Source organism: uncultured Eubacterium sp. (genome assembly GCF_934295145.1).
In the GTDB taxonomy this organism is placed as follows: domain Bacteria; phylum Bacillota; class Clostridia; order Lachnospirales; family Lachnospiraceae; genus Eubacterium_I.
Genome location: NZ_CAKRAS010000064.1, coordinates 1 through 15,333, shown reverse-complemented (window position 1 = coordinate 15,333; position 15,333 = coordinate 1). Strand labels below are relative to the sequence as shown.

Genomic DNA, 15,333 nt, shown 5'->3' with positions numbered 1-15,333 from the left:
GAAAAGCTCAATAGATGAACTTTTCGCCTTGTATTATCATAGAAGAATCTTATTTACAGACTTTTCTTCATAGTCTCAATTTTTCAGGTTCTTGTTGGAGTTCGTTTCTGCTTGTTCCAAACCACCCTAAACAAGAATTTACAGAACTGCCTGAATTAGTTTTGGATCATAACCTGCTTCACAAAGTGCTGCAATGATCTGTCTCTTATGCTCGGTACCAAAAGCTTCCATTGTGATTCGAATCTCAACAGCTGCATTTCGATTGGATGATACAAACTGATTATGATCCAATTTGATCACATTTGCCTGTACACCGGCCATAACACCTGCAACACGGCACAGCTCACCCGGTTTATCCGGAAGCTGAATGGATACAGTAAAGATGCGGTCACGCAGGATCAGACCTTTCTGTACAACAGATGACATGGTAATAACGTCCATATTTCCGCCACTGAGGATAGAAACCACGCGCTTATCTTTCACATTCATATGTTTCAGTGCTGCTACTGTCAGCAGCCCGGAATTTTCTACGATCATCTTATGGTTTTCTACCATATCAAGAAATGCTACGATCAGCTCATCATCCTGAACAGTAATAATGTCGTCCAGATTTTCCTGAATGTATGGGAAAATATTGCTTCCCGGTGTTTTTACAGCTGTACCGTCAGCAATGGTATTTACCTTCGGTAAGGTTACTACTTTTCCTGCTTCCAGAGAAGCCTGCATGCAATTTGCACCAGCCGGCTCCACACCAATAACTTTAATCTTTGGATTTAACAGTTTCGCCAGTGTGGATACACCAGTTGCAAGTCCGCCACCACCGATTGGAACCAAAATATACTCTACCAGCGGAAGCTCCTGAAAAATTTCCATTGCAATCGTTCCCTGACCGGTTGCAACCGCGGGATCATCAAACGGATGGATAAAAGTATAACCATGCTCTTCTGCCAGTTCATATGCCTTTGCGCAAGCTTCATCATAAACATCTCCATACAGAACAACCTCTGCACCATAACTCTTGGTACGGTTTACTTTAATTAATGGAGTTGTGGTCGGCATTACAATAGTTGCCTTTGCTCCATAACGTTTTGCGGCATAAGCTACACCCTGTGCATGATTTCCCGCAGATGCGGTGATCAGACCTCGCTGACGTTCTTCTTCTGTCAAAGTACTGATTTTATAATAAGCACCACGTACTTTATATGCACCGGTAAACTGCATGTTTTCCGGTTTCAGATATACTTTATTTCCTGTCTGCTCACTCAGATACTCGCTGTATACAAGTTTTGTCTCCTGTGTAACTTTTTTAACGATTTCACTGGCTTCCTCAAAACGATCCAGTGTCAGCATTTCACTCATTTACGTCCTCCTTCTCGAACAATGCATCTACAAACTGATCTGCGTCAAACTTCTGCAGATCATCGATGCTTTCTCCTACACCAATATATTTCACCGGAATGCCCAGTTCGGAATGAATTGCAACCGCAATTCCACCCTTGGCAGTTCCATCCATCTTGGTCAAAACAATACCTGTAATTTCAGCTGCTTCACTGAACTGTTTAGCCTGCACCAATGCATTCTGTCCCGTAGTTGCATCCAATACAACCAACGTCTCACGATATGCTTCCGGATATTCTTTCTCCAGAATTCGATTGATTTTCTTCAACTCTTCCATCAGATTTTTCTTGTTGTGCAGACGTCCTGCGGTATCACAGAGTAACACATCTGCTTTACGGGCTTTTGCTGCCTGTACAGCATCGTATACAACAGATCCCGGATCAGATCCTTCCTGTCCTCCTACAATCTCTACACCGGCACGGTTTGCCCACTCAGTCAGCTGCTCTCCTGCGGCTGCACGGAATGTATCGGCAGCACCCAGAATTACTTTCTTGCCCTGATTTTTCAATTTTCCGGCAAGTTTTCCAATCGTTGTTGTCTTTCCGACACCATTGACACCGATCACCAATACGACAGATTTTTCTTCTTCAAAACGATAAGCAGTATCGCCTACATACATCTGCTCTTTGATACTGTTGATCAACAATTCACGGCAATCTGCCGGTTCTTTGATATGATTTTCTTTTACTTTCTGTTTCAGATTTTCAATAATTTCTTCCGTTGCACGGATTCCGATATCACCCATGACAAGGATTTCTTCCAACTCCTCATAAAAATCATCGTCGATATGGGAAAAACCATTGAAAATGGAATCAAATCCAGACACAATATTGTCGCGGGTTTTGGTTAATCCACTTACTAAACGCTTAAAAAAACCTTTTTTTTCTTCAGCCATACTATTCTTCCTTTCCTACTACGCATCCAATTCTTTTTCAATCAGGTTTACAGAAACCAGTGCAGATACACCTTTCTCCTGCATGGTGATACCATACAGGCGGTCTGCTGCTGTCATAGTTCCACGTCGATGGGTAATGACAATAAACTGTGTATTTTTTGTCAGCTTATGCAGATAATTTGCAAAACGGTCAACGTTGGAATCATCCAGCGCTGCCTCAATCTCATCCAGCAGACAGAACGGAGAAGGTTTTAAGTTCTGAATGGCAAAAAGCAGTGCAATGGCAGTTAGTGCTTTCTCTCCACCAGAAAGTTGCATCATGTTCTGCAGTTTCTTTCCAGGCGGCTGTGCAATGATCTTAATACCACATTCCAGAATATCCTTGGTTTCTTCCTCCCCGGTCAGTTCCAGAGAACCTTTTCCACCGCCAAACAGTTCCTTAAATGTTTTGTCAAACTCTGTCTGAATATCAGCAAATTTCTCTGCAAACTGCTTGCGCATGCCCTCATCCAGATCTGCAATGATCTTCTCCAGACTCGCTTTTGCTTCTTCCAGATCCGCATGCTGTGCGTGTAAGAATTCATATCGCTCCGAAACACTCTTGTACTCCTCAATGGCATTGACATTGACGTTTCCAAGTTTACGAATTTCATTTCGAATCTCTGCGATCTGTTTCTTCAGATCAGATACACTTACTTCTGCTGGAACTTCCTGCTCTTTGACCACATGATAGGTGATCTCGTACTCTTCCCACATGTAGTTGCTTAAAGATTCCTGCGCATTTTCTGTCTTTTCCTTCTGCTGATTTAATCGGAACATCTCTTTATCCAGATCACTCATAATCCGGGAAAGTTCCTCCCGCTGAGTAAAGAAGTTCTTCTGCTCTGCAAGCATTGCTTCTTTCTCACTGCGAATACCAGTCAGCTTTTCATCTAGTTCCGTTTTCTGCTGAACGGTCTCTTCTGACTGTTCTTGCAGCTGTCTGATCTGGGCTTCCCGCTCTGCAATGACAGATTCACTGTTTGCACTGTCGTGTAATATCTGCTCTTTTTCCTGTTCCAGACGGCGAATTTCCTCCGCGATTCGCTGAATATTCTGCTGCTGGAAGGATTTCTGCTGCTGCTTTTGTGCAATCTCAAGTAAAATATCATTCAAATCCTGTGATACACTTTCAATCTCAAGATTTTTATTTTCCACCCGCTGAGCAAATGTCTTATTATGCTCTGTAATCTCTTTTTCCTGGTTCACAGACAGATGCATCTGTTCTGCCATCTGTCCCTGCTCCGTAGTCCATGCAATTTTATCCGCATCGATTTTTGCGATTTCCTCATGAATACCGGCGTAAGTTGCTTCCTGCTTTTCCTGCTGCTCACGAATGTGTCCGGTCTCCATTTCCAGGGTGTTTTTATGTAAATATGCCTGCTGCAGATTCACTTGCAGTTCTTCATAATCGTCTTTCAGTAACGCATTTGCCGTCTTGACATCTTCCATACGGCTGCGGATTTCCTGGGCCTGTTCCCGATACTCTGCAATCTGTTTTTCCAATACTTCAATCTCACGATTTCGGCCAAGCAGATTACTGTTGTTACGGAACGCACCACCGGTCATGGAACCGCCCGGCTGTAAGGACTCACCCTCCAGTGTAACGATACGCAAAGAATAGTGGAACTTTCTCGCCACTGCCACTGCATGCTCAATGGTGTCCATTACCAACACACGGCCAAGCAGATATCCTGCCACTTTTCCATACTGCGGCTGCGTGTGTACCAGACTGCTTGCAATTCCGATGACACCGGTTTCACCAAGTGCTTTTTCCGCCGGAACATGTTCCGGTGCAGACACACTGGTCAATGGTAAAAATGTGGCACGACCATAACGATTTTTCTTCAGATATTCAATCATCTGACGGGCCGTATCCTCGTTATCGGTTACGATATTTTGAATACTTCCGCCCAGCGCAGTCTCTATGGCAGTCTCATACCGCTTGTCTACCTTGATCAGATCCGCGATAACACCATGAATCCCCGGTGTGTCTGCCTTGCGCTCCATGATGCGGCGAATACTGTTTCCATAACCATCATAACGCTCTGCAATATTACGCAGAGATTCCAGCCTGGAGCTGTCCTTATGGAACTGTTCTTTGCACTGATCCATCTTTCCGCGCAATTCCTCAAACTGCTGACGCCAATTATTTCGCTTCTGCTCAATGGAAATCTTTTCCTCTTCCATGGAAGCGATATTTTCTTTCAGTTCTGCCAGCTCTTTTTCCTGTTTTTGCAGTAACCCACTGACATCATTTCCTCCGCTTTTCTGTTCCAGCAATTCTTTGTTTAACTGTGCCCGGCGAATGGAAGCCTGCTCCTGCATAGTTTTCAGACGCTGCTGCTCTGCTTTCATTGATGCACGGGCATTTAGCAGACGCATTATTTCCGCATTTCCATCCTCAATCTGCTGTTCCATTGCAGCAGTATCTTTTCGCAATGTTTCCAGCTGTTCTGTCAGCGCCTCTTTTCGCTGTTCTGTCTCGCAAATCCCCTTGTCCAGTGTTTCCATCTGACTGCTGTATTCCGCTCCGGATTTGCGCTGACGCTCTATATCTGTGTCCAGAGCCTCAATACGACTCTTCACATGTTCTTCATTCTGCTGTGCCGTATGGATCTGCTCCCGCAGTACGTTAATCTGACCTTCCAGTTTTTCTTTGGAAACACCAGTCTCATTCATACGTTGCTGCAGTGCACTGATACGCTCATCTGCCTTAGCAATATTTTCTTCCAGTTCTTCGTATCTGGCTTTTGCTTTTTCAAAATTCTGTGTCGTTTCCTGTTGCTGATGCTCCGTAATGCCACATTTCTGCTCTAATTCCTGCAGTTCAGCATTCATGCGGTCCATCTCAAGCAAAAACAGATTTCTGTCACAGTCCTTCAATTCTTCTTTTTTCTTCAGGTAAATTTTGGCATGCTCTGCCTGACGTTCAAGCGGTCCTACCTGACGTTCCAACTCTGATAAAATATCGTTGACACGCACCAGATTCTGCTGTTCATCCTCTAATTTCTTCAACGCCGTTGCTTTTCTACGCTTGAATTTTACAATTCCAGCTGCCTCGTCAAACAATTCCCGACGTTCTTCCGGTTTTCCACTCAAGATTTTATCAATTTGTCCCTGACCGATGATAGAATATCCTTCTTTACCAATACCAGTATCATAAAAAAGTTCATTGACGTCCTTCAGACGACACTGTGTGCCGTTGATCAGATATTCACTCTCGCCAGAACGATACACCCGGCGCGCCACCGTCACTTCATTATAATCCAAGGGGAGCTTGTGATCTGAGTTATCCAGCGTAATCGCTACATAAGCAAAACTCACCGGTTTTCGATTCTCTGTTCCGGCAAAAATCACATCCTGCATGCTGGAACTTCGCAGCTGCTTAACCTTCTGCTCACCAAGCACCCAGCGCACCGCATCCGCAACGTTACTTTTTCCACTTCCGTTCGGACCTACGATACCGGTAATTCCGTTATGAAATTCAAATATAATTTTATTGGCAAAGGATTTAAAACCGTGTACCTCGATTGATTTAAGATACATACATTCCTCCGTTTCGTCTTATATACTTTCATACTTCTGCAAATTTGCATATAATTTTAAAGCTGAAGATATCTCCTATTTTTCCTTCTTTCTCAGCTCCAGAATTGCCTGATAAGCAGCTTCCTGTTCTGCCGCCTTCTTAGTATGTCCCTCACCACTGCCATAGCATTTATTTCCAATGCGGGCTTCCACGGTATAATTCTTGTTGTGATCCGGTCCACTCTCATCTACCAGCACGTATTCCAGCTTTCCGCTATGCTCATCTCCCTGCACGATCTCCTGCAGGATAGTCTTGCTATCATAAAAGAGCTGCATATGCTCCACATTATTCAGCACAAAACGATGAATAAACTCTTTTGCATTAGCAAAACCACCATCCAGATAAATAGCTCCGATAATCGCCTCAAATGCATCTGACAAAATTGATTTTCTCTTTCTTCCTCCGGTCTGATCCTCACCTTTTCCAAGGAAAAGATAATCTCCCAGATTCAGTGCTCTGGTGCAAAAAGCCAGTGTCTGCTCACATACAATGCTCGCACGTACACGGGTCAGTTCTCCCTCCGGCACATCTGTATGCTCATGATATAAAAAGTCACTGGTTACAATTTCCAGTACTGCATCACCCAGAAATTCCAGACGCTCATTGTCAGATAATTTCTTCATCCGATGCTCATTGGCATAAGAGCTGTGCGTCAGAGCCTGGCGTAGCAAGCCTTCCTGATGAAACTGATAACCGATTTTTTCCTGAAATTCTTTGATTTGTTCCATTTTTTCCCTCCTGTTTAATCCACAAATGGATGCTGCTGCAAAAATACTCACTGCAACAGCATCCATTTTCTTGTTATACTGATTCTTACAATGCTTTTTTAATCTGTTCTACAGCATCGCCAACAGTTGTGATTTTTTCTGCTTCTTCTGTCGGAATCTCGATCTCAAACTCTTCCTCGATTGCCATAATAATCTGGAAAATATCCAAGGAATCTGCTCCAAGATCGTCTACAAAAGTAGTCTCTTCTGTAATACCATCAGCATCGATGCTTAACACTTCACTGATGATACTTTTAATTTTATCAAATTCCATGATGCAAATCCTCCCTCCCTGTTATTTTTCTACAATAATATGCTCTTTGATCTTACCATTAATATCCTGCTGCTTGAATGTCACACACTGAAGAATAGAATTCTTCACATCAATCGCGTTCGCACTGCCATGTGTCTTGACTACCAGACCGTTCAGTCCAAGCAGAGGCGCTCCACCATACTGGGAGGCATCAAAAGACTTCAGCGTCTGTTTTAATGCAGGTTTAATCAAAAGTGCTCCAATTTTAGACCGGAGAGATGACATCAGTCCTTCTTTTACCTTAGAAAGTAAAGTTGCAGCTACACCTTCGTACAGTTTCAGTACGATATTTCCTGCAAATGCTTCGCAGACAATAACGTCTGCACCACCGTGCGGAATCTCGCGTGCTTCAATACTTCCGATAAAATTAATACCAGGACATTCTTTCAGCAATGGAAAAGTCTCCTTTACCAGCTGATTTCCCTTTTCCTCTTCTGCTCCGATATTCAGGATCGCCACTCTCGGATTCTTGATTCCGACAATGTTTTCCATATAAATAGATCCAATCTGGGCAAATTGCACCAGATGTGACGGACGTGCATCCACATTCGCTCCACAGTCGATCAGAAGTGAAACTCCCTTTTCCGTCGGAACTAAAGGTGCCAACGGTGGACGCTCAATGCCTTTAATTCTGCCAACCAGTACCTGGCCGCCAACTAACGTTGCTCCAGTACTTCCTGCTGTCACAATGGCATCTGCTTCCTGATGCTTAATCATATTCATTCCGATTACCAGAGATGACTGCTTCTTCTTACGAATTGCATTTACCGGCGGTTCTGCCATCTCAATGACTTCCTCGGCATTCACAACTTCAATTTTTTCCTTATCATAAGTATATTTCGCAAGCTCAGCATTGACAGCATCCTGTCTACCTACCAGAAATACCTTGATATCCTTCTCTGCCTGAACAGCTTGTACCGCACCTTTTACGATTTCTCCCGGTGCGTTGTCACCGCCCATGGCATCCACTGCTACGCGGACTGTTTCGCTCATACTTTTTCCTCCGTCTCCTTGTCCATCCACTAAAAAATATACACTATGTCTATCTATAAATCAACCGATTTTTCTTATCCCGATGTAAAACTTTTTACCGTTTTTTCAGTTAATAAGAAATTTTTTAAATTGATCCTCTGCATCATGAAAATCCTTCATTCCAAGGTCATATAATTGCTGTTCTACTTCCCGATCCATCGTATAGGTACTCATTTTCGGTGGATTGCTCGGTGCAAAAACAAATGCTTTGCCCTCTTTTTCCAGATCATACAACAGCTGCTGGCATTTACCATACATAATATGGCGGTTATCCAGTGCTTTTACCGTATTTGGGAATTTTTTGCACATTCTGCTGTATAAAAAGCGCATGCCTTCTGGTTTCTTTACAAATCCTCTCGGTTTTGATAAAATCGCAACAATCTTGTCACAGCCGTCATCCAGGGCACGCTGCACAGGGATTGCATCCGTCACACCTCCGTCATAATACCGTTTTCCATCAATCTCAATCGGTTTGCATGCTGCCGGCAATGCACAGGAAGCCATAATGCAGCGGTAATCATCCTGTTTCATCTTGCTCTTTGGAAAATATACTGGTTTTCCTGTCGCTGCATCCGTTGCCACGATCCAATATTCCGTAGGATTCGCACTCAATGTCGGGAAATCAATCGGATCCACGCCGGTAGAATTAGTCATATCTCCGTAAATATGCTGTAATCCGAACAAATTCCCTGTTTTGATAAAACTCTTTATACCAAAATATCCCGGATCTTTGATCCAATCCGTATAATATCGAAGGTTACGACCACGCTGTCCTGCCAAAAAAGATGCCACATTGGCAGACCCAGCTGATACACCGATTGCATAATCAAATGTAATATTTTCATCTATAAAAGCATCCAGAATGCCTGCGCTGTAAGCGCATTTCATCCCACCGCCTTCTACAATTAATCCTATTTTGCTCATATGTTCTGTCACCTTTTCATTCTCTCATGCTTTATAAAATATCAATCATTTAATATCTATCCTATTTTATCAAAGATGAAACAGATGTCAATGAACGATTTGCCGGAATTGTACATACTCTTCTATCTGTCGGTATTATCCGCTACAGGTCTGATTCCTATTACTACCCAAAAAAATCGACTGTATATCCATTTCCGATACACAGTCGTTTTTTCATATTTTCCTTATTTTCCAATTTTTGTCAAAATATTGTGTATGTAACCGAACCTCCACACAAGCAGTTTCCTGCAGGTTTTTTACAAGATTCTCTTGATTATATTTTTCCTGTTCAAAAAACTGAACTTTGAACCATAACTTTAAGAAATAACTCATAACAAATAAATCATATCAATAAACAATAACCCATCTGTTTTTCCACGCTATGTATGTTCGATCTTGTACGGATAACTTTGATATTTTATCACTCTAAATATCTTACAGATTCATCAAAAGTGCAGGGAATTCTCTCATCAAAAATCCACTTCAAATTCTACAGTCTGATTATATTTATCAAGCGACATCTGCATTAACAAAATCATATCAGATACACGCTCGTATTCCTGTTTGATCAATGCCAGATCATAGTTGATATAACGATATTCTGCTATCGAATTTCTGACCCGGTAAGAATTATCAAGCCGTTCCTTCGGAAGTTGCTTACGCATCATATCGAGTACATTTTTACGTTTGTTTAACTGCGCCATCTTGACCAAAATTGTATCAATGCTCATTTCCTCATCGCCAACCGGCACTTTTGCCATAGCATTATTCAGATTGATTGCATGCTTGAGCACCGCTATCTTAGCATCGATATCTTCAATGGTCTGTGCCACTTCCAAATAGTCATATTCCGGGATCACCGGCTCTTCATTAATTGCCGCGATATAAGTACATGTAGTTGCTTCCTTATTTACCCAGAATGCTTTATCCTCTTCTAGACTCTTTAATTTTTTATTTGCATAGGCTGATGTCATCTTCTGCATAACAAATCCCCCTTCTCATTATCATTTTACTTCTGCTGCTGTATTTACTATAACACCCTGTCATTTATATTTCACTAAACTGCTGGTTTACAAAGGAAGGTTTTATTATACTATTGGGAAATATTTTTTGAAAAACGGTTGATTTTATAAAAATAAAGTAACAGCTCCATAAACGAACAATATCCCCGTCAATGACGAGGATATCTTCTATACTGGTATGCAATAATCTGCTCAAAATAATAAAATTGTCGATGCTTGGCAAGGATCTTCCAGACAGCCATTTGTACACAGCCTGAGGATTTTCAAAGCCCATGGCTCCTTGAATATCTTTGACTGTGTAGCCATTCTGCTTCAGCAAACTCTTGATTCGATTGCCTGTTTCTTTTTGTTGAATTGATACATACATTGGTTGCATTTTTTGTACCTCCGCAATCTTCTCCATCCCAAAACATGTTGTCTTATTACTTTAGCACTTTTCTTTTAAAAAAGCCAGATTTTTTACCAACACAAAAGTGCTGAGTAAATTAATTATATATGCATCCAATAAAGAAAACATTCAACCTGTGGTTTAAATTCCCTGATATTTACTGGATCCAAATCCCAGAATCAGCCAGAACAACCTTGGAAAAAAATAATCCCAGCGTATATCCGATTCCATGACCAAATACTTTCGCCAACTTATAACTTGTGATAAGAGCTATAAGCGTAAATATGTTTGGGGAAAATAACATTTTCGTTCATCCTTGTCGTATTGCTTGTCAAATTGCTTCATCCATTACATATCATTCATTTTTCATATAATGATTTGGCTCAGCAGCTATATCAAAATGCTCTTCTGTCGGGTATTTGTAAATTATTTTTTTATGTTTCTCTTCAATGCCTGTCACCGGATTATCAGCATTATCCGTCCAAAGCTCACATTGACTAATTACTGTACTGATTGCAAAATCATAATTTTCTGGCGGATAGTCATACTTTTTCAACAAACGCTTTACCATCTTACGCATGGTGGCTCGTGCCGTTTCTTTTTTCTGCCAATCAATTGTTCGATTTTTACGAAGCATTTCTGTCAGTTCCTTCGTCAATGCAATAAGCTGATTATTCTGATAAAAATCCTTAATATGTTCTGGTTTTGTAAGCGCATCGTAAAATGCCAATTCTTCCTGTGTCAATCCTAGCTTCTGACCATTTTTATAAAGATTTGTGATTTCTTCTGCCGTTTTAAGCAATTCCTTAATTACTTCTTCATTTGTGATCAAGCCATTATAGTATGAATTCATTAATTGCGTAATTTTTTCCGAAAACTTCTGTGACTGAACCACGTTCGTTCGCTTATACATAGAAACCTGTTCTGACATTAATTTTTTCAAAATTTCCACAGCAATATTTTTCTCTTTCATCCTGCTGATTTCATCCAACACTGCCGGATCAAATAGGCTGAAATTTTCACCCGTTTTGCTGCTATCAAATAAATTAATAACACCTTCACTTTGAACCGCTGATTTCAACAATTCATTGATCTGTGCATTAATTTCTTTCAATGACAAACTTTTGCCACCAGAACCACTATAAGTAATCTTCACAACAGTAGAACGAACTGCTTCCATATATGCAGCTTCATGCCGTTCCTGTTCCGTTGTCAAACTGGAACAAAGTGAATTTGCCTGTTTCAAAAGCATGGCTTCTTTCAGAAAAAGTTCCTTTCTGTGCGGTGCTCTTGCATCAAGGACAAAATTGACGCCTCCTGTAATCAGTTTTGCCATAACCAGTGGTGTGCCACCAAAAAATCCACTAAAATCAAATCCATGAAGCAAATCTTTACATACTTGCAATTTTTCCTGAAATTTCGGATAAGCCACCTTCGCAATATTCATATCGCCATACTTTGACTGATCCCGTTTCGTATATTCTTTCATTGCGGCTTTCAATGCTGACGCTATTCCAACATAATCAACAATTAGTCCGCCCTCTTTATCCTTAAACACACGATTTACTCTGGCAATGGCCTGCATTAGATTATATCCATGCATTGGTTTATAAATGTACATTGTAGCCAATGACGGCACATCGAATCCCGTCAGCCACATGTCAACCACAATTGCTATTTTCATTGGATCATTATTGTCCTTAAACTTTCTCGCCAGCTCTTCTTTGTGTGCTTTGGTTCCTATAATTTCTTTCCAATCCTCCGGATCATTGTTGCCACCGGTCATTACCACACCTATCTTTTCTTTCCATGTTGGGCGCATTTTCAAAATTTGTCGGTAAATCTTCATTGCAATAGATCTGGAATAAGCAACAATCATTGCTTTTCCTGTCAACAAATTTGCTCTATTTTTTTCATAATGCACCACAATATCTCCACAAAGAGATTCTATTGTAGAATCTGCTCCGAGAACGCTTTCCATCTGACCAAGCATTTTTTTACTTTTTTCAATCGTTGCAGAATCCGACTGATGTTCCAACACATCATATGTGGAATCAATCAATGCCAATGTATTTTGATCCAATTTCAAATGAACCACACGACTTTCATAATATACTGGTCGTGTTGCCCCATCTTCAACCGCCTGCGTCATATCATAGATATCAATATAATCACCAAATACTTCCCTGGTATTCCTATCTTTGGAAGAAATTGGTGTCCCTGTGAATCCGATAAAAGTAGCATTTGGCAATGCATCATGTATTACTCTGGCATTTCCCACCACTGTCCGCGCTTCTTTTTCGCCAGCTTCATTCTCTGATATTACAATTCTCTCATCAAATCCATATTGACCACGATGTGCTTCATCTGCCATAACCACAATATTTCTACGTTCAGACAGTGGCTTTTCACCACGTTCGAACTTAAACATTGTTGTAAAAATAATACCATTCGCACTTCTGCCATCCAACAATGACTTCAGATGTTCTTTGCTCTCAGCCTGCACCGGTGTCTGCCTCAAAAAATCTGCGCACTGTGAAAACTGCGTATATAACTGGTCATCCAAATCAATACGATCCGTCATAACAACAATTGTCGGACTGTCCAATGCTTCTTGAAGCAAATGTGCATAAAATACCATAGATAGTGATTTTCCAGATCCCTGTGTATGCCAAAAAACTCCACCCTTACCATCCGTTTTTGTAGCTACTTTTGCTTTCTCTATTGCTTTCCGTACAGCAAAATACTGATGGTATCCCGCCAACACTTTAAAACGTCCAGAGCCACTACCGGAAAACAAAATAAAATTCTTCAAAATATCTAGCAAGCGTTCTTTCTGAAACATTCCTTCATAGAAGGTATCGAATTGCGCATACGCCGTATCTTCATGATTTCCATCTTTCATTTTCCATTCCATAAAGCGATCCAGACCAGAGGTAATCGTTCCAGCCTTATTGGTAGACAAATCACTGATTACACAGATTGCATTAAAAATAAACATTGACGGAATATCCTGCATATAATTTCTAATCTGATTATATGCATTTTCAGCATCCACTTCATCTTTTGCCGGACTTTTCAACTCCATTAAAACAAGTGGCAACCCATTAATAAAAAGTATAATATCTGGTCGCCGATTGTTTCCATTTTCCAAAAAGGTAAACTGATTTACCACATAAAAAGTATTCTTTTTTACGTTCTCATAATCTATCAATCGAACAATCGCTGCCTGTTCTTCTCCATTTACAAAAAACTTAACAGTAATTCCATTTTGAAGATAATCCATGAAAAGCATATTTTTTTGCAACAGACTTCCCATATCAAATGTTCGCAATTTTGCAATTGCTTCCTCAATTGCTTCCAACGGCAAGCCTCGATTAATGCGCACCAAACAATCTCTCAGCGCAAAATCTAACAGCGGACTTGAATAGTCTCGCTCCAGATCAGGTGCATAGAGGTGTTCATATCCCATGTTTTCAAACAATTCTATAATGGCTTGTTCGTATGTATCTTCTGTGAATATTGCTGACATTTCTTTCCCCCATTTATGGCTTATTTAGAACCTCTCTGAAAACTCCATTGCGCTAATTGTATTTGAAGCCAAACATGCCAATTATTTAAATAATAATCAAAATGCCATACTCCATCAAACACATCCTCCACAATTTTCAAATATATTCTGCTCCACTCCGAATTATTTGGTTTATATCTTTGTTCAATATCCCTAAAAAACATAATCATTTCATCATGCGTACAATTTTTATCTTTTATTTGGTCAACTACTTCAAATATTTCTTTCACTTTTTCATCACAGATTTCTGGTTCTCTATCTATAAATGAGAACTCCCATACCTGATCTGTTTCCAATTCTTCAGGATATAAATAATTATATATTTTCCCAATTTCATAGCTATAATTATCAACCTTATTCCAAATTGTGTTTTCAAAAGCACGCATATCCCATTCATCCGAATCACATTCCATAGCTTGTAAATGTTTATGTACCCATTTAACATGTTCATACAATTCTTTCTTATAAAGAACTAACCAGCATTCTTTACTTGAATCATTAAAATGCGTCTCAATAATAGCTTCCCATTCTTTCATATAATACTCATTCGCCTTACCATATCGAACATTATTTTCATTAGCTAAATTCATTAAATAGCATTTGTAATCATCACATTCTTCCGGTGTTTTTATATGCAACTCTTTTAATTCGTCTATTCGTTCTTGATCATACTTATCTATTAATTGAATAATCATTTCTATGCTCTTATATCTCATTTGAATATATTTGAATACTTGTTCAATATAAATAGGTACTTCTTTAAAAGTACACTGATCATTTCTATACACAACAGCATAAAAATCTGCCGCATCATATTTTAGTCTAGAGAAAGAATCATTTCCACTCCTTATATATGGGCACCATTCTGGTTCATTACCCTGATACATTGGATAACCAGTTGTTTCTACTGGATGCACAGAACAGAGTGATCTCAAATATTTAAAATATTTTTCATCATTTCCTTTTCCGTTTTCTCCTGGTTGAGCAAAAATATCATTTGTATTCTTTTCGTTCCATGAGTCACTATATATTTTTCCTAACATATCAATGCAATCAATTAAAGTTTGTCCATAGTTAAGCACATCGAGCAATGCAAATTCACCCTCAACACTTTTGTTATCGACATTTAAAGAATTGCAATGTTCAACTAATGAATCTATTCTATCCATTATCGTGCAAATACAATTATATGCATCTGACTCTACTTTTTTATTTTTCCCTGGAATTTTAAATCTTCCTCTTTTAGTATATGAATGATTTCCAGACGAAACTATTTTTTCTCTTAATCTTTTACTTAATGAAATATCTAAATTAATTAACATTATACCTTCTTTATAACTATAAACAAGAATTTAG

At 39.9% G+C, this 15,333-nt stretch carries 11 protein-coding genes; all 11 read right to left on the bottom strand.

Going from position 1 to position 15,333, the window contains the following annotated elements; translation table 11 throughout:
• Window positions 1–138 precede the first annotated feature (138 nt).
• The 11 genes from ilvA to Q0I54_RS11355 all read right to left on the bottom strand — a co-directional run bounded on the left by ilvA (window position 139) and on the right by Q0I54_RS11355 (window position 15,299).
• Complete coding sequence (gene ilvA / locus Q0I54_RS11405) at window positions 139–1,350, bottom strand: threonine ammonia-lyase (RefSeq protein WP_296118772.1); 1,212 nt, start codon at window positions 1,348–1,350, stop codon at window positions 139–141.
• A 1-nt stretch (window position 1,351) separates the two neighbouring features.
• Window positions 1,352–2,293, bottom strand: coding sequence for a signal recognition particle-docking protein FtsY (gene ftsY, locus Q0I54_RS11400; protein WP_294786450.1), 942 nt, complete (start codon window positions 2,291–2,293; stop codon window positions 1,352–1,354).
• Between the two features lie 18 nt (window positions 2,294–2,311).
• Window positions 2,312–5,881: a chromosome segregation protein SMC gene (smc, locus tag Q0I54_RS11395; protein ID WP_296118770.1), complete on the bottom strand. Its 3,570-nt coding sequence runs from the start codon at window positions 5,879–5,881 to the stop codon at window positions 2,312–2,314.
• A 75-nt stretch (window positions 5,882–5,956) separates the two neighbouring features.
• Window positions 5,957–6,649 carry a ribonuclease III gene (rnc, locus tag Q0I54_RS11390; protein WP_296118769.1) on the bottom strand — a complete coding sequence of 231 codons (693 nt, stop codon included), beginning with the start codon at window positions 6,647–6,649 and terminating at the stop codon, window positions 5,957–5,959.
• An 85-nt stretch (window positions 6,650–6,734) separates the two neighbouring features.
• Complete coding sequence (gene acpP / locus Q0I54_RS11385) at window positions 6,735–6,962, bottom strand: acyl carrier protein (RefSeq protein WP_021739726.1); 228 nt, start codon at window positions 6,960–6,962, stop codon at window positions 6,735–6,737.
• Window positions 6,963–6,983: 21 nt separating this feature from the next.
• A complete protein-coding gene (plsX, locus tag Q0I54_RS11380; protein ID WP_296118768.1) occupies window positions 6,984–7,994 on the bottom strand; it encodes a phosphate acyltransferase PlsX in 1,011 nt (336 codons plus the stop codon).
• Window positions 7,995–8,099: 105 nt separating this feature from the next.
• Window positions 8,100–8,957, bottom strand: a complete 858-nt coding sequence (locus Q0I54_RS11375; protein ID WP_296118767.1) for a patatin family protein — start codon at window positions 8,955–8,957, stop codon at window positions 8,100–8,102.
• A 509-nt stretch (window positions 8,958–9,466) separates the two neighbouring features.
• Window positions 9,467–9,979, bottom strand: coding sequence for a hypothetical protein (locus tag Q0I54_RS11370; RefSeq protein WP_296118765.1), 513 nt, complete (start codon window positions 9,977–9,979; stop codon window positions 9,467–9,469).
• Between the two features lie 64 nt (window positions 9,980–10,043).
• Window positions 10,044–10,394 (bottom strand): helix-turn-helix transcriptional regulator, encoded by a 351-nt coding sequence (locus tag Q0I54_RS11365; RefSeq protein WP_296118763.1) that lies wholly within the window; start codon window positions 10,392–10,394, stop codon window positions 10,044–10,046.
• A 367-nt stretch (window positions 10,395–10,761) separates the two neighbouring features.
• Entirely contained in the window at window positions 10,762–13,938 is a 3,177-nt protein-coding gene (locus tag Q0I54_RS11360; RefSeq protein WP_296118761.1) for a type I restriction endonuclease subunit R, read from the bottom strand.
• A gap of 20 nt (window positions 13,939–13,958) precedes the next feature.
• Complete coding sequence (locus tag Q0I54_RS11355) at window positions 13,959–15,299, bottom strand: hypothetical protein (protein WP_296118759.1); 1,341 nt, start codon at window positions 15,297–15,299, stop codon at window positions 13,959–13,961.
• Window positions 15,300–15,333: the final 34 nt, after the last annotated feature.